A 16,570-nucleotide genomic window follows, 5' to 3' on the forward strand; every position below is an offset into this window, starting at 1 on the left:
TCGGCGACGCGACCCGACGGTCGCCGCCGAACCGTCCCACCTTTTAGGGTGGCACGTAGTGTCACCCAGTATGAGCGACCCACAGCGAGTCGTCGTCCTCGCACACGAGAAGTTCCCCGACCGCGCGAAGACCGCCACGGGCGTCCTGAAGTACGCCGACTACGACGTGGTGGCCGTCCTCGACCGCGACAACCCCGGCACCTCCGCCGCCGACCACCGCCGCGACCTCCCCGACGTGCCGGTCGTCTCCTCGATGGCCGACGCGCCCGACGCCGACGCCCTCCTCATCGGCATCTCGCCCATCGGCGGCGCGTTCGACGAGACGTGGCGCGACGACGTTCGCACCGCCCTCGAACGCGGCTGCGACCTCATCTCCGGCCTCCACTACTTCCTCACCGAAGACGAGGAGTTCGTCCGACTCGCCGACGAACACGGCTGCGACATCAACGACGTCCGCAAGCCTCACGACGACCTCGGCGTCGCGCAGGGCAAATCCGCCGATGTCGACGCGGAAGTCGTCCTCACGGTCGGCACGGACTGTTCGGTCGGCAAGATGACCGCGACGCTCGAACTCGTCGAGGCCGCCCGCGAGCGGGGCATCGACGCGGGCTTCATCCCGACCGGCCAGACCGGCATCATGATTGCGGGTTGGGGTAACCCCGTCGACCGCGTCGTGAGCGACTTCACCGCCGGCGCGGTCGAGGAGATGATTCTGGAGAAGGGCGACGAACACGACGTGCTCTTTGTCGAGGGCCAAGGGAGCATCGTCCACCCTGCGTACTCCGCGGTCACCTGCGGCATCCTCCACGGCTCGATGGCCGACAAGCTCGTGCTCTGTCACGAGGCCACCCGCGAGGCGATTCACGGCTACGAGGAGTTCGCCCTGCCCGACCTCTCGGAGTACGTCTCGCTGTACGAGAACCTCGCCGACCCGGTCCACGAGGCCGACGTGGTCGCCGGGATGCTCAACACCTCGCACGTCGACGACGACGTGGAGGCGGCCGAGGCCGTCGACGCCTTCGCCGACGAACTCGGCGTCCCCGCGGTCGACCCCGTCCGGTTCGGCTCGGCCGACCTCGTCGACGAGGTGTTCTAGATGCTCGCGACCGAGTTCGAGCGCGTCTCGATGCCGCTGGCCGAGCCGTTCGGCATCGCCCGCGGCGTCCAGACCGAAGCCGAGAACGTCGTCGTCCGCATCGAGGACGAAGGCGGCATGACGGGCGTCGGCGCGGCCGCCCCGTCGTCGCACTACGGCGAGACCGCCGACACCGTCGAGGCCGTGCTTCCGGACCTGCTCTCGGTGGTCGAGGAGGTCGGCGACGCCCACGCCATCGACCGCATCGAGCGCCGACTGGCCGAGACGGTCCGCCGCAACCCGGCCGCGCGAACCGCCGTGAGCATCGCCCTCCACGACCTCGCGGCCAAGCGCCTCGGCGTCCCCTTGTACCGCCTCTGGGGGCTCGACTCGTCGCGGACGCCAACCTCGTCGTACACCGTCGGCCTCGACGACCTCGACACGATGCGCGAGAAGACCAAAGAGGCCTACGAGGCCGGCTACGACGTGCTCAAGGTCAAACTCGGCACCGACCGCGACAGGGCCATCGTCGAGGCCGTCCGCGACGAGGCCCCCGGCGTGACCATCCGAGTCGACGCCAACGAGGCGTGGACGCCCCGCGAGGCCGTCGAGATGACCGAGTTCCTCGCCGACCACGGCGTCGAGTTCGTCGAACAGCCGGTCCCCGCGGAGGACTACGAGGGGCTGAAGTTCGTCTACGACCACGGCGCGCTCCCCATCGCGGCCGACGAGTCCTGTATCACGGCCGACGACATCCCGCGCATCGCCGACCGGGTCGATATCGCGAACCTCAAACTGATGAAGTGCGGCGGCCTCACGGAGGCGAAACGCGCCATCCACGCCGCCCGGGCCCACGGGCTGGAAGTCATGCTCGGCTGCATGATAGAGACGAACGCCGCCATCGCGGCGGGCTGTCACCTCGCGCCGCTGCTCGACTACGCCGACCTCGACGGCTCGCTCCTCCTCGCGGACGACCCCTACGAGGGCGTCCCGATGCCGAACGGCGAAATCGACCTCGACGCGCTCGACCGCCCGGGAACCGGCGCGCAGCGTCGGTGAGGCGGAGAATCGGCGGCTCGGTGACGCCGCGACGCCGACGCTGAACGCCCCTCAGGACTCCCAGTCGAGGTCGTCTTCGCGGGTCTCCGACCGGAGCACGAACGGCCCGATAGAGAGCGTCCGTTTTGCGACCGTGGAGATTCGGAGAACCGCGGCCGCGAGCACGGCGAAGGGCGCGAGCGAGACGGCAACCACGAACGCGACCGTGAGAAGCAGGTTCGACACGCCGAGCGTCGCGCCGGTAATCGTCGTCGGGTCGTCGAGAAAGAGAATCGCGCCGATGCTCGCCACGAGCGCGGGGACCGCCGCGTAGAACATCGTCCGCGAGAGGTCGACCAGTTCCCACCGGAAGTAGAGCGTCTTGACGTGCTCGCGGGCGGGACCGAACAGTTCGAGCGCGTCGCGAAGCTCCGACAGCGCCGTCTTCGTCTCCGCCGAGAGGTCGGCGTCGTGGACGCGGCGGAGCCGCGCCGCCTGATAGATTTTCCACGAGTAGTTCAGGTCCAGCGCCGCCGACAGCACCTCGAACGTCCCGAACTGCCGGCCCTCCAAGCGCCCTGCGACCGCCTCGGCGTTGGACTCGACCTCCTCGGCGAACTCGCGGACGCGGGTCGTCGGGTCGTCGCTCGCGTCGGCGTCGCCGCTCTCGCCCGCGTCACCGTCCGCACCGAGCGTCTCTTCGACCGCCCGCGCCCGCGACGCGATGCCCTCGGCCAGCGCGCGCAGGAACGCCGAGGGCTCCGGCGGCGCGACCGGCGCGTCCAGCAGGTCCGCCACGTCCTCGCGGAAGGTCATCGACCCCTCCATCCGGTCGCGCTGGTCGCCCAGCGGGCCGAGTTCGCGCGAGAGCACGAGCTGATTGATGGTGACGACGAGCGTGACCCCCGTGATAATCGCGGTGAGAAGCCCCTGTGCCAGCGTCTCGATGGGGTCCGAGGCCTCGACGGCGACCCGGAGCGGGGTCGGGTCCAGTTGGCCGAGAACGACGACGCTACAGAAGACGACGACGAGCGGGGCCGCGGCGACGACGCGACGGTCCGCGTCGAGGAGGGCGCGGAGCTTCGCGCGGCTCGTCGTCCCGCGCTCCCGCATCGTGTCGTCGGGCTCGCCGGCCGACGGGCCGCCGGTGTTCGACATGGACGAAGCTATCGCGGGGGTGGTTGAAGTGCGTACTGGCGATTCGTCGCAGAGACGCGCGAGTCACGGGACGGCGGAGGCGGTAGGGCGGCGGGGCAGTTGAGGCGGTTGAGGCGGTGAGGGACGTTGAGACGGCGGGGTCGGCGGGCGCGCTCAGGAGGAGTCGTCTTCGTTCTTCAGCTCTTCGAGTTCGGCTTCGACCTCCTCGTCGGCCACGTCGGTCTCGACGTCCACGTCGGCGTCGGCCGCGCTCTCGCTTTCGGCGTCCGACGACCCGGACGACTTGCCCATCTCGGCTTTGAGCGTCTCGAGTTCGGTGTCGACCTCGGCGCTGGAGCGGCCGGCTTCGAGTTCGCGCTCGATGGAGTCCTTGTCCGACAGGGCGTCGTCGAACGCGCCGGAGTCCATGAGTTCGTCCATCGCGGCCGAGCGGGCCTCCATCTCGTCGGTGCGCTCCTCGGCGCGTTCGAGCGCGCGCCCCACGTCGGCCATCTCGTCGCCGACGCCGGACATCGCCTCGGAGACGCGGCTCGACGCCTCGGCGGCCTCGTAGCGGGCCTTCATGGTCTCCTTTTTCGTGCGGAACTCCTCGATGCGGCTCTGGAGTTCGTCCTTCTTGTTGACGAGCTGGTCCTGCGTCTCCTGCAGGCTGGCGATTTGGGTCTCCAGCTCCTCGATTTGGCTCATCTTCGCCTGCTTCTTTTCGAGCGCCTTGCGCGCGAGGTCCTCGCGGTCCTGCTGGACGGCCTCGCGGGCCTGGTCGTTGTGCTTTTCGACGTTCTCTTCGAGGCGGCGCTTCTGTATCTCCAGTCGCTTCTTCTGGGTCGTCAGGTCGGCGATGCCCTGTTTGACCTGCTGTAGCTCGTCGCGCATCTTCTCGTAGGAGTAGTCGAGCGTCTCGGTCGGGTCCTCCGCACGGTTGAGGAGGGCGTTTATCTTCGACCGGATGACGTACGACGTGCGAGAGAGAATTCCCATACCCAATTACTACGCGACGTTCGGCTTAAAACCTCACCAGCGCAACCTGTCTCTATGACCGAGACGATTCTCGTTCCCGGGGGGCGCGACGTGCGGGCGACCCTCGACCGCGCCCACGGAGACGGCGCGGACGACACTGGCGACCGGGTGACCCGAAGCGACGCCGTCGTCGTCGCCTGTCCGCCCCATCCACAACACCAAGGCCACCGCGGCGACGGCCGCCTCGTCGCCGTCAGCGACGCGCTCACCGCCCGCGGCGTCGACTGCCTCCGCTTCGATTACGGCCCGTGGGACGAGGGCTACGGCGAGCGCGCCGACACCCTCCGCGCGGTCGAGTGGGCCGCGGAGCGCTACGACCGCGTGGGCCTGTTCGGCTTCTCGTTCGGCGGCGCGATGGCGCTCCTCGCGGCCGCCGAGGGCGCGGCCGTGGACGCCGTCTCCGCGCTCGGACCCGCCGGACGACTCGCCGACGACCTCGACGCCGTCGCGGCCTTCGACCGCATCCCCGTGCCCGTGCAGGTCGTCTACGGCACCCGCGACGACGTCGCCGACTGGGAACCCGTCGTCGAGCGCGCCCGCGAGTACCACCAACCCGTCGTCGAGTTCGCCGCCGACCACTTCTTCGTCGGACAGGAGGCGAAGGTCGCGGCCGCCGTCGCCGACTTCCTCATCCCGAACCTCGGCGTCGAGTGAGAGCGGGGGTGAGCGACGGGGTCACTTTCGACGCCATCGACCCGTGACGAAACGACCTACGACAATTCGACCGAACGACATTTTTGGCTCGGCTCCGAAGCCGGGTGCATGGTCCCTCGCAAGCGACTCGCCGCCGTCGTCGCCCTCCTCCTCGTCGGCGTCGCGCTGAGCCAGTCGTTCGCCGTCGCCACCTCCACTTCGGCCATCGAATCGACGTACCAAGCCGAGGAAGTGACAGCCGACTCGCCGCCCGGTCTCGTCGCCTCCCACGACTCGGACGTGGTCAACCTCGACGAGACGGTGAACGAGACGCCGCAACTCCGAGAGCCGGTCGCGACCGCCGCCCGCACCGGCCGGTACGACGGCGACATCGAACCCGAGGCGTACATGACTCTCTCGGACGTGAACGAAGACGCCGAGTTCGCGGTCTACGACGGTCGGTACTATCGCTTCTCGCTGAACGTCTCAGGCGACCCCGTCCGCGCGACCATCGAACTCGACCCGACCGACTGGGAGACCGTTTCCGCCGCGGCGTCGTCGCCCGCCTCAAACGCCAGCGCCGACGTGCGCGAGGCCATCGACGAGGGAACCGTCACCAACAGCACGTTCGTCGTGCCGGGGCTCTACGAGCGCGGCGGCGCGCACTACCTCGTCTCCCCCGCGAACCCGGGTGAAGTCATCGGGAACTTCCTCACCATCGTCGGCGGGTTCCTGTTCAACCCCATCGGCTGGGCGTACACCGTCGCGGGCCTCGGCCTCCTCGGCGCGTTCCGGATTCACGGCCGCGCCCGCCCGCTGGACCGCCGAACTGCCCTACTGGTCGTCCCCGGCACGCTCGTCGCCATGTGGCTGGCGACGACGCTCACCAACACGGGGTCGCTCGGCATGCGCTACGTCCTCGTCCCCGGCATCGGCGCCGTGACCGCCTTCGGCCTGTTCGCCGGCTTCTGCATCCGCCGCGGGTCGTGGAAGTCGCTCGTCGGCTGGAGCGTCGCGCTCGTCGCGGTCGTCATCGCGGCCGACGCCGTCGCCATCGGCGTCGTCGGGACGATTTTCGGCGCTCTGGGGCTCGTCGTCGGCTGGTTCGGGAGCCTGTTGCTCCTTCCCTACGGCTACGCGCTCGCGGCTGACGCCGAAGACGAAGTCGAGGATGGGCCGGGGGCGGTGACGGCCGCGGAGTTGGGAGAGGGGTGACCCGGCTCTCGGGACTTGGTGCGTGAGCGTGGAGAAAGCGGCGTCGTCAGTCTCTCAGTTGTACTCGCGCCATCGGTAGCCGCACTCTTGGCACTTGAAAAAGCGCGTCGGCGGTTCGTCGGCCGACCCGGTCTGCTTGATGGTGTACCACGCTTTCGTGTGGCCGCAGTCGTCGCAGTGAACGTCCTTCGCGGTCGGCTTGCCCTCGAACTCCGCGCCCTCTTCGGTCTCGATGAGTTCGTCGCCCGACTGCGCCTCGGTGGAGACGAACTCCGCCGCGAGCTCTTCGTCGCGCTCGGCGGTCCCCCCGCAGTCGTCGTTCGTGCAGGTCATCGCGCCGTTCTCGCTCACCATCATCGAACCGCACTCGTCGCAGAACTGCATACCCGACGGTAGCGGACCGAGGGCAAAGAAGCTGTCACTCCGCGGCGTCGTCGGGAGAATCCGAACCGACCCGCCGTCCCGCCGCCGTCAGTCGTCCTTCTCGACCATCGGGCAGTTCCGCACCCGGAAGTGGTCGCTGTCTTCGAGTTCGACGATGGTCGTTCCCTCGTGGTGGCACGCGAGTTCCGGCGGCTCGCCGAAGTGCTCGCAGCGCTGGCAGAACTCGGTCTTGGGGACGACGTGGTCCGAGACGCCGTCGCCGTCGTCGACGGGGGTGGCCTCGGCTCCGACGCCGACGCCCGCCGCGCGCTCCTCGTCCCCGCCTTCGACGAGCGCCGTCCACACGTCCTCGCGGTCGAGTTCGCCGACCTCGACCGACTCGAATAGTTCGTCCGTCTCGTCGCGCTGGTCGGTGACGCGCGAGCGTGCGCGGCGCTCGGCCACGCGTCCTGCGAGGTCCGAAAGCGGGGCCGAGTCGGCGTCGTCGCTTCGCCCGTCGCGGGCTCCGTCCGGGGCGCGGGCGGCCTCGGCGCTGTCGTCTCCCGGGTCGGCGCGTCCGAATGAGTCGTCGCGGTCGCCGGAGACGGATGGCTCGCCCTCCGCCGCGTCGTCTGTTGAATTGTCGTCGGTCATCGTCCTCGTGAGTCTTCAGTCGTCGCCGTGTTCGCTCCCCGGCGCGGCACCCTGCTGAGCCGACTCCCTCTCCTCCTCCCGGGGGGCGTATCGGTCGTCGTCGCCGTCGGTCGCGTCGTCGACCACGCCGGTAACCGCCTCGTCGAGGAGATCGGCGACCTCGTCGGTCGCGCGGGCGTCGTCCGCCGATTCCAGCGCAGGGAGCCGGCCGGTGTGGAGCGTCGCCGACCCGAAGAAACCGGGCGAGGACGACAGCTCGCGGAACGGGGACCGACACGACGGACAGCGGGGCTCCGCGAGCAGGTCCAGGTGGACGGTCTCGTCGCACTCCTCGCATCGCGCTTTCTTCTCGCCGGTGGCATTCGCGGTGCGGAGGAGTTCGGCGAGCGCCTTTCGTTCGAGGTCGGCGGCTTCGAGGTCGGCCGCCCGACCGCGGAGGTCGAGCAGCGTCCGCGCGACCGCCCGGAGGTTCTCGTCGAGCGTCGCGGTCGTCTCGTCGAGGTAGGTGAGAATCTCCTCGAAGTTCTCGAAGCCGGCGTCGACCCGCTCGTCTAAGTCGGTCACGCGGTTTCGAGCCGCGCGCACGTCGTCGGCCAGTCGGTCGAGTTCGGCGTCTAACTCCGGATGGGTGTGGTCGCGCGGTGCCTTCTCGTCCGCCTCGCGCTTGACCTGCACGACGCGCATCCGAACGTCAGATATCTTCTCGTCCAGTTCGCCTTCGAGTTCATCGACGCGCGCTTCGACCCCGCCGAGGCGGTCCGAGACCGCGTCCGCGTCGTCGAGCGATTCGCCCGCGTCGCTCACGGCGAGCCGATAGGTCCCGAGGGCCCGTGCGAGCACCGTCTCCGGGTCGACGCCCTCCTCGTCGGCGCGCGCTTCGACCCACGTGCGGAGGTCGTCTGGGAGCGACACCCCGTCTTCCCCTTCCATCTTCGTTTCCAGTTTGTCTACGCAGCCTTAAGAACTATCCCCGGATTCGCGACTGTTCGGTGGTCCGACAGTCGAATCAGCGAATCTTCCGCACGTCGCTCACGTCGAGGCCGCTCTCGTTGATTTCGGTCTCGAACTGCACGATGTTCTCGCTCTCTAGCCGGGCGAGCACGCCGCGGAACTCCTGGACGACCATGGTCCGCGCGCGCTTCGACCCCCCGGACTCCCACTCGAAAAGCAGCGAGCCGCCGGTCGCGCCCTTGAGGACGCCGAGTTCGGTCTTCGAGAGCGCCTCGGTGCTCACGAGCACGAGGATGAGTCCGCCCCACTGGTAGGAGGCCTTCTCCAGTCCCTTGATGACCATCGCGATGTCAGACCACGTCATCTCGTCGGACTGGCTCGCCACGAGGTCGGTCAGGGAGTCGATGACGACGAGGTTGCCGGGCGCGTGCTGACTCAGGGTGGTCCCCAACGCGCCCAGCACGGATTCGCGGTTGTGTCGGTGGCCGAGGTCCTCCAACTTCGTCGGCTGGCCGAGGTACCACTCGCGCGGAATCGGACTGAGTTGGAAGTACTCCGGCGAGAGGTCGTGGAACTCGATGTGTTCGACCGCGGACTCGACGAGTTCGTCGTCCATCGTGTAACCCATCTCCCGGCGCAGGTACTCCTCGCCGGCGGTAAAGGAGACGTAGTGAATCTCCGGCGGCGGCGTCGCGGTGTCCGCGAGCGAGCCGTAGTGGAGGTCGAACAGCTCCTCGTCGGTGTGCGAGAGGGCGTTCATCGTCGCGCTCGTGTAGAGGAACTCCCGAGCGCCCGCGCCGGACTCTCCCGCGAGGAGCACGACGTTCCCCGGGGGTGCGCCGCCGCCGATGATGCTGTCGAGGCGGGGGACGCCGAAGGGGATTTGAGACATATCGAATCCGACTCGGCCGCGTCGGTTAGGCGTTTCGGGGAGCGCGACGCGAGGTTCCGCCGCCGGCGCTCCCGTCCCGTCGTCCCGCGCGCTCACTCCACGCTCGCGCCGCGGTTCCGCCCGCGGGCGACCGAGACGCTCCCGTCGATGTCGGCGTCGGCCAGCGCTGCTCGCCCCGCCTCGACCGCCTCGTCGACGTGGTCGGCGTCGGTCACGCCGTAGACGGTCGGCCCCCACGACGACTGACCCGCGCCGTAGACGACCGGCGACTCGGACAGCGACGAGACGAGCGCGCCGACCGGCGGGCGGTAGACGCCCCCCTGCTCGTCGGCGTACCACGTCCCGTTGAGCCGGCCGACGGACTCGACGGCCTCGCCGAAGCGCTCGGCGGACCCCTCGGCGAGCGCCGGGAGCAGTCGTCTGGTGACGATGCCGGCGATTCGGTCGCCGGTCTGTGCGTCCGCGCGCTCGACGACGGAGCGCATGCTCGACTCCTCGGACGCGCCGTTGCGGCCGGGGTCCGCGTCGGGGACGACGAGCAGGAACCGCCAGCGGTCGGGTATCTCGTGTCGGGCGGCGACCGCCGGCACCGACCACGAACCGTCTTCCGGTCGGTCGGTGGTGAACCGCGCGGTCGGGTGGCCCGCGTCGAGGACGGCCCCGCCGGCTTCGAAGGTGGCGACGCCGACGCCGGAGCGGCCGCCGCGACCCATCTCGGGGGCGAGTCGGCGCACGTCGGCCTCGCGGCCCGTCGCGGCCCCGACCGCCCGCAACACCGCGAGCGCGAGCTGTGTCCCGCTCCCGAGGCCGGCGTGTCGCGGCAGGGTGCGCTCGACCGAGAGGTCGACGCCGTCGGCTCCGAGGAGGTCGACCGCCTGTTCGGCGTACTCGCGGGCGGCGGGATGCCGACACCGAACGTCGGACGCGGGCTCGGCGGCGACGACCACCCGCGGCTCGTCGAGCGCGACGCCCACGCCGCCGTAGAGGCGGTCGCGGGCGAGGCTCAGATTGAGGAAGCCGAAGTGGATGCGCGCGCCGGTCGAGACCCGAACCATGTCACCGGCTATCGGCGGGGACGCCAAAAGGGGGTTTCGACCATGGCAACGCGGGCCGGGGTTACCCGCCGCTGTCGGTCGGTTTCGACTCTCGGGGCGGTGGTCGAAGGGGGTGGGCCGAGCGTTCGAAAGCGCAGGAAGAACAAAAGCGGGGCGAACTAAAACCGGGGGCGCATCGCCTCAGCGGGGGTGACAGGCGGGAGGAGCCGCGTTACGAGGTCGTCTCGTTCGTCGTCGTTTCGGTGGCGGTCGAATCGGTCGCCGTCCCGTTCGTCTCCGTCTCGTTCGCCGTCGTCTCCGTTGACTCGTACGTCACCGTCACCTCGTCGGCGACGGGCTGGAGGACGTACTTGCCCGCGTTGCCGGCCTTGACGGGCGTGAAGTCGGCCGTGAACGTGGTCGTCTCGTCGGCGCGAATCTCGAAGGACCGCTCGAACTTCAGCGGGGCGGACCCGGGCACCTCGACGGTCGCCGAGGACCCGTCGGTGAGGGTCGCGTCGGTCTCCGACACCTCGACCTGCAGGGACTCGTAGGTGCCACTCTCCAGTTCGAACTCCTCGACGAGCGCCGAGGCGTCGCCCTGTAGTTCGACGAGGTCGAGTTCCGCGTCGCCCGCGTCGAGCGACTCCGCCTCGCCGTCATCGGGCTTGACGCGGACCGTCGAGACCGTCACGACGCAGGACTCGAAGTCGGCGATGTCGCCGGGCTTGTCGCTCACGCGGGCCGAGAGCGTCCCCGTCGTCGCGGACGCGGTGCCCATACAGCCGGCGAGACCGGCGGTGGTTGCGGCGGCGATTCCAGCGGCGGACGTGAGGAAGCGTCGTCTGGTGCGTGTCATTGGTAGGTGTCCGTGTGTCTGCGGGGCGTCGCGGCGCGACCGGGCGGTCCGCGCGATGACTGGTGGGGAACCGCCGTCGCCCCGCGACGTCGCTCGCTCTGCACGCCGCGGTATTGAAGGGTGGAAACCGACGCGCCGGCTTGCGGTCGTTGGCGCGAGATTCGGCTCGAAAGACGCCGAATTTCGCCGAGTTTCGTCGGAAAACGGGGTAGGTCCGCCGCCGACCGCACGAGAGGGCGGCGACCGGCGTTCGACTCAGCGCACGCGGCAGACGTTCCCGTTTGACGGGTTCCCGTTGGACGGTCGCTCGCGCGCGGGCGAGACGGCGTCGACGACTGGGAGGACGCTGAAGCCGGGCGACCCGCCGGTGGCGAACCCGATGGCGAACACCGAGTAGGTCCGGCCGCCTTCGAGCGTCGTTCCGGGGAGGTCGAGCACGACGCTCCCGTCCGACGAGAGGACGACCTGCAGGTCGTACGTCCCGGCGGGCACCGTCTCGTAGTGCGAGACGTCGCCGAACGCAAGTCCGGAAAACAGCGTCGGGCCGTCCTTGACGACGATGTCGACTTCGGGCGCGTCGGGCGAGAAGTGCGCGACGCGGACTCTGGCTTTGCCGTACGGTGCCGGCCGGTTCGTGTCCGTGAGCACGACTGGCGTGATGTCGTCGAGCACGTCGGTCGCCGCGACGGTGTAATCGCGGTTGCGTCGGAGCGTGACCGAGGCGTCGATGACGACCGTCGAGGGGTCACCCGCGGGCGTCACCTCGACCTGATACGTCCCCGCCGGGACGGTGAAGTAGTCGGACAAGACGCCGAACGGGACGCCCTGTAGGCCGGGGAAGGGGTCGCCGTTCACGTACACGTCTACGGGGGGCGCGCCGGGCGAGAAGTGACCGACTCGGAACCGCGCGTCACCCGCGGCGACGCCGCCGGGGCGTGCCGCCGCTGTGGTCGCACCGCCGGCGAGGAGGAGTCCAGTTGCGCCGAGGCTCTTCAGCATCGTTCGTCGGGAGAAAGACGACATTTGCAACCGTCATGAAGGTCCATAAAGAGATTAATATTTCTACAAACCAATTCTTGAAAGAAAATCCTCGCGTCGAGACAGTCAGGCGTTCCTGACCGTCTCAGACGAGTTCTTCTGCGACCACGTCGACCGCGAGCAGGTTCGGGTCGATTGCGAGGTCGGCCTGCGCCGTGGCGAACTCCGGGAGGGAGTCGTAGGCGTAGGTCACGACGCGCACGTCGGGGTTCAGCTCCTTCGCCACCGAGATGGCCGTCGCGTCGTCCATATCGGTGAGCACGAACAGGTCGGCGTCCTCGATGCCGGCCTCGCCGAGCGAGTCGGCGGAGGCGATACCGCTGACGCGGACGACCGTCGCGCCCTCGGTTTCGAGCGCCTCGCCGAGTCCGTCGGGGTCGGTCCCCGCGACGACTGCCGTCGTCATTCGTACTCGATGGTCGCCGGCGGTTTGTGGGTCACGTCGTAGACGACGCGGGCGACGTTCTCGTTCGTCCCGGTGATGCGCGACTGGATGCGCTGGAGGGTGTCCCACGGCAGTTCCTGCGCGCGAGCGGTCATGCCGTCGCGCGACTCTACGGAGCGGACCGAGACGATCCAGCCGTGGACGCGGTTGTCACCCTTGACGCCGGTGCCCTTGCCGATGACGGCGGCGAACGCCTGCCACGGCTCGTGCTTTTCGGTCTCGTCTTCGACGACGTGACACGCGTCGCGGGCGACCTGCACCTTCTCGGGCGTGACTTCGCCGAGGACGCGGACCGCGAGGCCCGGCCCCGGGAACGGCATCCGCTCGGCGATGATGGATTCGAGGCCGAGCGCGCGGGCGACCTCGCGGACCTCGTCCTTGTAGAGGTCGCGGACGGGTTCGACGATGCCCTCGAAGTCCACCACGTCCGGCAGGCCGCCGACGTTGTGGTGGGACTTGATGTTGCCCTCGGACTCGATGCGGTCGGGGTAGATGGTCCCCTGCACGAGGTACTGCGCGTCGGTCTCCTTCGCCTCGCGCTCGAACTCGCGGATGAACTGCTCGCCGATGACCTTGCGCTTTTCCTCGGGGTCGACGACGCCCTCGAGGGCGTCGAAGAATCGGTCTCGGGCGTCGACGACGCGGAGGCTCTCCATGAAGGAGAAGGTGTCCGCGATCTGCTCGGTCTCGCCTTTGCGCATCAGGCCGGTGTCGACGTAGACCGGGGTGAGCTGCTCGCCGACGGCCTCGTAGGCGAGCGTCGCGGCGACCGAGGAGTCCACGCCGCCCGAGAGGGCGATGATGGCGTGCTCGTCGCCGATTTGGTCACGAATCGATGCGGTCGCGTCTTCGATGAATTCGTCTACGTTTACCATTATGCTGTCACCTCTTCGTTGCCGAGTTCGCGCGCGTCGAGTTCGCCGAGGACCGCGCGGAGGAAGCCGAGGAACGGCGGGCTCGCGCGGTCGGGTCGAGAGCGGAACTCGGGGTGGAACTGCGTTCCGAAGAAGAACGGGTGGTTCGTCAGTTCGAGAATCTCCATGCGGTTTTCGGCGCGGCCGGAGAAGCGGAGCCCCTCGGACTCGAGTTCGTCGATGAGTTCGGGGTTCACTTCGTAGCGGTGGCGGTGGCGCTCCGTACAGGAGGTGTCGCCGTACACCGCCTCCGCGAGCGTGCCGGCGTCGATGTCGGTGTCGTGCGCGCCGAGGCGCATCGTGCCGCCCATCTCGTCGACCTCGTACTGCTCGGGCAGGAGGTCGATGACGGGGTACGGCGTGTCGGGGTCGAGTTCGGCCGAGTGGGCGTCCTCGTGGCCGAGGACGTTCCGGGCCTGCTCGACGACGGCCATCTGGAAGCCCAGACAGAGGCCGAGGAACGGGATGTCGTTCTCGCGGGCGTAGCGGATGGCCTCGATTTTGCCGCCGGTTCCGCGGGAGCCGAAGCCGCCGGGGACGACGACGCCGTCGGCGTCCTTGAGTCGCTCTTCGTGCTTGTCGAGCATCTCGTCGGAGTCGACCCAGAGGATGTTCACGTCGACGCCGCACTCGATGCCCGCGTGCTTGAGCGCCTCGTGGATGGACATGTAGGCGTCTTCGAGGGCGTACTTGCCGACGAGCGCGATGTCGACCGAGCCGGTCCGGTCGGCCGTGACGAGCTCGCGCCAGCGGTTGTCGCGGTCTTCCTTCGGCAGCGCCTCGTCGGCGATGCCGAGCCGCTCCATGACGTACTCGTCGAGGCCCTCCTCTTCGACCATCAGCGGGACGTGGTAGATGTCCGGCACGTCGGGGTTGGAGAACACGGCGGCGTCCGGCACGTCGCAGAACTGCGCGATTTTGGTCTTCGTCGCCGGTTCGAGCTTGTCGTCGGCGCGGCCGACGAGGATGTCCGGCTGGAGGCCGATGCTCCGAAGCTCCTTGACCGAGTGCTGGGTGGGTTTCGTCTTCTGCTCGCCGTTCTTCGAGTAGGGGACGAGCGTGACGTGCGTGAACAGCACGTCGCCGTCTTCCTCCTCGGAGGCGAACTGGCGGAGCGATTCGAGGAACGGCATCGACTCGATGTCGCCGACGGTGCCGCCGACCTCGACGATGCACACGTCGGTGTCCTCGGCCGCCTCGCGGATGCGGCGCTTGATGTCCTCCGTGACGTGCGGGATAATCTGGACCGTCTTCCCGAGGTAGTCGCCGTCGCGCTCCTTCTGGATGACGTGCTGGTAGGTCTTGCCCGTCGTGATGTTGTGGTCGGCGGTCATGTCGACGCCGAGGAACCGCTCGTAGTTCCCGAGGTCGAGGTCGACTTCAGCGCCGTCTTTCAGGACGTACACCTCCCCGTGCTCGTAGGGGTTCATCGTCCCGGCGTCGACGTTCAGGTACGGGTCTATCTTGACCGCGGTGACGTCGAACCCGGCGTTCTTCAGGAGTCGGCCGGTGCTCGCGGCCGTGATACCCTTCCCGAGGCCGGACATGACACCCCCGGTTACGAAAATGAACTTGCGCCCCATCTCTGGGTCGTATTCGTCCGTCGGCATACTGACCGTGTGCGAGCGTACTTCAAAACCATTTCGGAGGGAACATCGTGTGCCAGAGCACCGCACGCTCCCGAATCCGCGAGAATCGCGCGACGGCGACGCGATGATGACGCCGACTCGGCGGCGCGTCCCCGGTCAGTCCAGCCTTTTAATGACTCGCGCCGGGTTGCCGCCGACGACCACCGAGTCGGGCACGTCCTTCGTGACGACCGCGCCCGAGGCGACCACCACGTCGTCGCCGATGGTGACGCCGGGGTTGACGACCGCCCGGCCGCCGAGCCACGCGTTGTCGCCGACGGTCACCGGCTTCCCCGACTCGGGGCCCTTGATTCGCTCCGCGGCGTCGAGCGGGTGGGTCGCGGTGTAGATGTGAACGCCCGGCGCGAGCTGGCAGTTGTCGCCGAGCGTGATTGGACACACGTCGAGGAAGACGCAGTCGAAGTTGGCGAAGAAGTTCTCGCCGACGCTGACGTTGTAGCCGTAGTCGCAGCGGAACGTCGGCTCGATTTCGAACGACTCGCCGACCTCCCCGAACAGTTCCCGAATCAGTTCCTCGCGGCGCTCGGTTTGGGTCTCGTCGGTCTCGTTGAACAGGCGCGTGAGCCGCCGCGCGCGCTTTCGTTCCGCGACGAGTTCCGGGTCGCTCGCGTCGTACAGTTCGCCCGCGAGCATCTTCTCCTTCTCGGAGGGCATACCCTCGATGACCGGGGGAGCGGTGGTAAGTGTACGCACGACTTCCGCAACCGCAGGATTTGACTCGCCCGCCCACGACCACCCGTGCATGAAGGACTTCCCGCGACTCGGCTTCGGGACGTACAAGCTCGAAGACCGCGACGAGTGCGTCGAGGCCGTCAAGACCGCCCTCGACGTTGGCTACCACCACGTCGACACGGCCCAGATGTACCACAACGAGGAGTTCGTCGGCGAGGGACTCGCCGAATCCGACGTCGACATCGACGACGTGTTCGTGGCGACGAAGCTCGACACCGACAACCTCGGCTCCGACGACGTGCTGGAGACCGCCCGCGAGTCCGCCGAAAAGCTCGGCGTCGACACCATCGACCTGCTGTACGTTCACTGGCCGCTCGACAGCTACGACGAGGACGAGACGCTCGCGGCCCTCGACGAACTCGTCGAGGAGGGCGTCGTCGCCAACGTCGGCCTGAGCAACTTCCGACCCGACCAGCTCGAATCGGCCATCGAGACGCTCGACGCGCCCGTGTTCGCCCACCAGGTCGAGATGCACCCGATGCTCCAGCAGGCCGAACTCCGCGAGCTCGCCGCGGAACGCGGCCACCGTCTGGTCGCCTACTCGCCCATCGCGCGCAACCAGGTCGCCGACGAGGAGGTCATCGTCGACATCGCCGAGAAGCACGACGCCTCGCCCGCGCAGGTCGCCCTCGCGTGGCTCATCGAGAAGGGCGCGACGCCCATCCCGAAGGCCGCCTCGCCCGACCACATCCGCGACAACTTCGCCGCGCTCGACCTCGACCTCGACGACGAGGACGTGGCCGCCATCGACGACCTCGATTCGACTCACCGCATCGTCGACTTCGAGGAAGCGCCGTGGAACCACGCCTGACCTGAGTCGAGCCGACCCGGCCGATGCCGGGACGCTGAGAACCCTCATTTTCGACGCGAGCGGCTCTCTGTGCGTCGTCTTCGTCGCCGACG

General features: G+C 68.7%; 18 protein-coding genes. 5 read left to right on the forward strand and 13 right to left on the reverse strand.

Annotated features, from left to right (window positions below):
- The first annotated feature begins 70 nt into the window (after window positions 1-70).
- Together C454_RS09060 and C454_RS09065 are read left to right on the forward strand one after the other, a co-directional pair.
- Complete coding sequence (locus tag C454_RS09060; protein ID WP_004974769.1) at window positions 71-1,096, forward strand: DUF1611 domain-containing protein; 1,026 nt, start codon at window positions 71-73, stop codon at window positions 1,094-1,096.
- Entirely contained in the window at window positions 1,097-2,134 is a 1,038-nt protein-coding gene (locus C454_RS09065; RefSeq protein WP_004974771.1) for a dipeptide epimerase, read from the forward strand.
- A 51-nt stretch (window positions 2,135-2,185) separates the two neighbouring features.
- Here C454_RS09065 and C454_RS09070 read toward each other — a convergent pair whose 3' ends face one another.
- A complete protein-coding gene (locus tag C454_RS09070) occupies window positions 2,186-3,271 on the reverse strand; it encodes a hypothetical protein (protein WP_004974774.1) in 1,086 nt (361 codons plus the stop codon).
- 153 nt (window positions 3,272-3,424) lie between these two features.
- Window positions 3,425-4,249 carry a PspA/IM30 family protein gene (locus C454_RS09075; RefSeq protein WP_004974776.1) on the reverse strand — a complete coding sequence of 275 codons (825 nt, stop codon included), beginning with the start codon at window positions 4,247-4,249 and terminating at the stop codon, window positions 3,425-3,427.
- Window positions 4,250-4,303: 54 nt separating this feature from the next.
- Between C454_RS09075 and C454_RS09080 the strand changes: the two genes are divergently transcribed.
- Together C454_RS09080 and C454_RS09085 are read left to right on the forward strand one after the other, a co-directional pair.
- Window positions 4,304-4,942 carry a dienelactone hydrolase family protein gene (locus C454_RS09080; protein WP_004974778.1) on the forward strand — a complete coding sequence of 213 codons (639 nt, stop codon included), beginning with the start codon at window positions 4,304-4,306 and terminating at the stop codon, window positions 4,940-4,942.
- Between the two features lie 108 nt (window positions 4,943-5,050).
- Complete coding sequence (locus C454_RS09085) at window positions 5,051-6,136, forward strand: hypothetical protein (protein ID WP_004974780.1); 1,086 nt, start codon at window positions 5,051-5,053, stop codon at window positions 6,134-6,136.
- A 54-nt stretch (window positions 6,137-6,190) separates the two neighbouring features.
- Here C454_RS09085 and C454_RS09090 read toward each other — a convergent pair whose 3' ends face one another.
- From C454_RS09090 to C454_RS09140, 11 genes are all read right to left on the reverse strand, one after another.
- Window positions 6,191-6,520 carry a transcription factor S gene (locus C454_RS09090; RefSeq protein ID WP_004974782.1) on the reverse strand — a complete coding sequence of 110 codons (330 nt, stop codon included), beginning with the start codon at window positions 6,518-6,520 and terminating at the stop codon, window positions 6,191-6,193.
- 87 nt (window positions 6,521-6,607) lie between these two features.
- Window positions 6,608-7,153 (reverse strand): hypothetical protein, encoded by a 546-nt coding sequence (locus C454_RS09095; RefSeq protein ID WP_004974786.1) that lies wholly within the window; start codon window positions 7,151-7,153, stop codon window positions 6,608-6,610.
- Window positions 7,154-7,168: 15 nt separating this feature from the next.
- Window positions 7,169-8,083: a hypothetical protein gene (locus C454_RS09100; RefSeq protein ID WP_004974788.1), complete on the reverse strand. Its 915-nt coding sequence runs from the start codon at window positions 8,081-8,083 to the stop codon at window positions 7,169-7,171.
- A gap of 76 nt (window positions 8,084-8,159) precedes the next feature.
- On the reverse strand, window positions 8,160-8,996 hold the full coding sequence (locus C454_RS09105) for an RAD55 family ATPase (RefSeq protein ID WP_004974790.1): 837 nt from the start codon (window positions 8,994-8,996) through the stop codon (window positions 8,160-8,162).
- A 92-nt stretch (window positions 8,997-9,088) separates the two neighbouring features.
- The gene (locus C454_RS09110) at window positions 9,089-10,051 is read right to left on the reverse strand and encodes a beta-ribofuranosylaminobenzene 5'-phosphate synthase family protein (RefSeq protein ID WP_004974791.1); all 963 of its coding nucleotides are present in this window, start codon (window positions 10,049-10,051) and stop codon (window positions 9,089-9,091) included.
- A gap of 211 nt (window positions 10,052-10,262) precedes the next feature.
- Window positions 10,263-10,889 (reverse strand): DUF4382 domain-containing protein, encoded by a 627-nt coding sequence (locus tag C454_RS09115; RefSeq protein WP_049905060.1) that lies wholly within the window; start codon window positions 10,887-10,889, stop codon window positions 10,263-10,265.
- A 255-nt stretch (window positions 10,890-11,144) separates the two neighbouring features.
- Window positions 11,145-11,888: a DUF4397 domain-containing protein gene (locus tag C454_RS09120; protein ID WP_004974794.1), complete on the reverse strand. Its 744-nt coding sequence runs from the start codon at window positions 11,886-11,888 to the stop codon at window positions 11,145-11,147.
- Between the two features lie 124 nt (window positions 11,889-12,012).
- On the reverse strand, window positions 12,013-12,333 hold the full coding sequence (locus C454_RS09125; protein ID WP_004974796.1) for a DUF7126 family protein: 321 nt from the start codon (window positions 12,331-12,333) through the stop codon (window positions 12,013-12,015).
- Window positions 12,330-13,247, reverse strand: coding sequence for a glutamine-hydrolyzing GMP synthase (gene guaA / locus C454_RS09130; RefSeq protein ID WP_004974798.1), 918 nt, complete (start codon window positions 13,245-13,247; stop codon window positions 12,330-12,332). Before guaA ends, C454_RS09125 begins: the two co-directional genes overlap by 4 nt.
- Window positions 13,247-14,896: a glutamine hydrolyzing CTP synthase gene (gene pyrG / locus C454_RS09135; RefSeq protein ID WP_004974799.1), complete on the reverse strand. Its 1,650-nt coding sequence runs from the start codon at window positions 14,894-14,896 to the stop codon at window positions 13,247-13,249. The genes guaA and pyrG overlap by 1 nt, the downstream gene beginning before the upstream one ends.
- 135 nt (window positions 14,897-15,031) lie before the next feature.
- A complete protein-coding gene (locus tag C454_RS09140) occupies window positions 15,032-15,589 on the reverse strand; it encodes a maltose acetyltransferase domain-containing protein (RefSeq protein WP_004974800.1) in 558 nt (185 codons plus the stop codon).
- An 88-nt stretch (window positions 15,590-15,677) separates the two neighbouring features.
- Here C454_RS09140 and C454_RS09145 point away from each other — a divergent pair, with 88 nt between their 5' ends.
- Window positions 15,678-16,478: an aldo/keto reductase gene (locus C454_RS09145; protein ID WP_004974802.1), complete on the forward strand. Its 801-nt coding sequence runs from the start codon at window positions 15,678-15,680 to the stop codon at window positions 16,476-16,478.
- The last annotated feature ends 92 nt before the right edge of the window (window positions 16,479-16,570 follow it).

Origin of the sequence: Haloferax gibbonsii ATCC 33959 (assembly GCF_000336775.1) — an archaeon.
Taxonomy (GTDB): domain Archaea; phylum Halobacteriota; class Halobacteria; order Halobacteriales; family Haloferacaceae; genus Haloferax; species Haloferax gibbonsii.

Excerpts from the sequence above, each read along its gene's own strand:
- C454_RS09105 (WP_004974790.1), bottom strand. The coding sequence starts at position 8,996 with ATGTCTCAAATCCCCTTCGGCGTCCCCCGCCTCGACAGCATCATCGGC.
- C454_RS09125 (WP_004974796.1), bottom strand. The coding sequence starts at position 12,333 with ATGACGACGGCAGTCGTCGCGGGGACCGACCCCGACGGACTCGGCGAG.
- C454_RS09085 (WP_004974780.1), top strand. The coding sequence starts at position 5,051 with ATGGTCCCTCGCAAGCGACTCGCCGCCGTCGTCGCCCTCCTCCTCGTC.
- C454_RS09145 (WP_004974802.1), top strand. The coding sequence starts at position 15,678 with ATGAAGGACTTCCCGCGACTCGGCTTCGGGACGTACAAGCTCGAAGAC.
- C454_RS09060 (WP_004974769.1), top strand. The coding sequence starts at position 71 with ATGAGCGACCCACAGCGAGTCGTCGTCCTCGCACACGAGAAGTTCCCC.
- C454_RS09110 (WP_004974791.1), bottom strand. The coding sequence starts at position 10,051 with ATGGTTCGGGTCTCGACCGGCGCGCGCATCCACTTCGGCTTCCTCAAT.
- C454_RS09065 (WP_004974771.1), top strand. The coding sequence starts at position 1,097 with ATGCTCGCGACCGAGTTCGAGCGCGTCTCGATGCCGCTGGCCGAGCCG.
- C454_RS09090 (WP_004974782.1), bottom strand. The coding sequence starts at position 6,520 with ATGCAGTTCTGCGACGAGTGCGGTTCGATGATGGTGAGCGAGAACGGC.
- C454_RS09100 (WP_004974788.1), bottom strand. The coding sequence starts at position 8,083 with ATGGAAGGGGAAGACGGGGTGTCGCTCCCAGACGACCTCCGCACGTGG.
- C454_RS09140 (WP_004974800.1), bottom strand. The coding sequence starts at position 15,589 with ATGCCCTCCGAGAAGGAGAAGATGCTCGCGGGCGAACTGTACGACGCG.
- C454_RS09080 (WP_004974778.1), top strand. The coding sequence starts at position 4,304 with ATGACCGAGACGATTCTCGTTCCCGGGGGGCGCGACGTGCGGGCGACC.
- C454_RS09075 (WP_004974776.1), bottom strand. The coding sequence starts at position 4,249 with ATGGGAATTCTCTCTCGCACGTCGTACGTCATCCGGTCGAAGATAAAC.
- guaA (WP_004974798.1), bottom strand. The coding sequence starts at position 13,247 with ATGGTAAACGTAGACGAATTCATCGAAGACGCGACCGCATCGATTCGT.
- C454_RS09095 (WP_004974786.1), bottom strand. The coding sequence starts at position 7,153 with ATGACCGACGACAATTCAACAGACGACGCGGCGGAGGGCGAGCCATCC.
- pyrG (WP_004974799.1), bottom strand. The coding sequence starts at position 14,896 with ATGCCGACGGACGAATACGACCCAGAGATGGGGCGCAAGTTCATTTTC.
- C454_RS09070 (WP_004974774.1), bottom strand. The coding sequence starts at position 3,271 with ATGTCGAACACCGGCGGCCCGTCGGCCGGCGAGCCCGACGACACGATG.
- C454_RS09115 (WP_049905060.1), bottom strand. The coding sequence starts at position 10,889 with ATGACACGCACCAGACGACGCTTCCTCACGTCCGCCGCTGGAATCGCC.
- C454_RS09120 (WP_004974794.1), bottom strand. The coding sequence starts at position 11,888 with ATGCTGAAGAGCCTCGGCGCAACTGGACTCCTCCTCGCCGGCGGTGCG.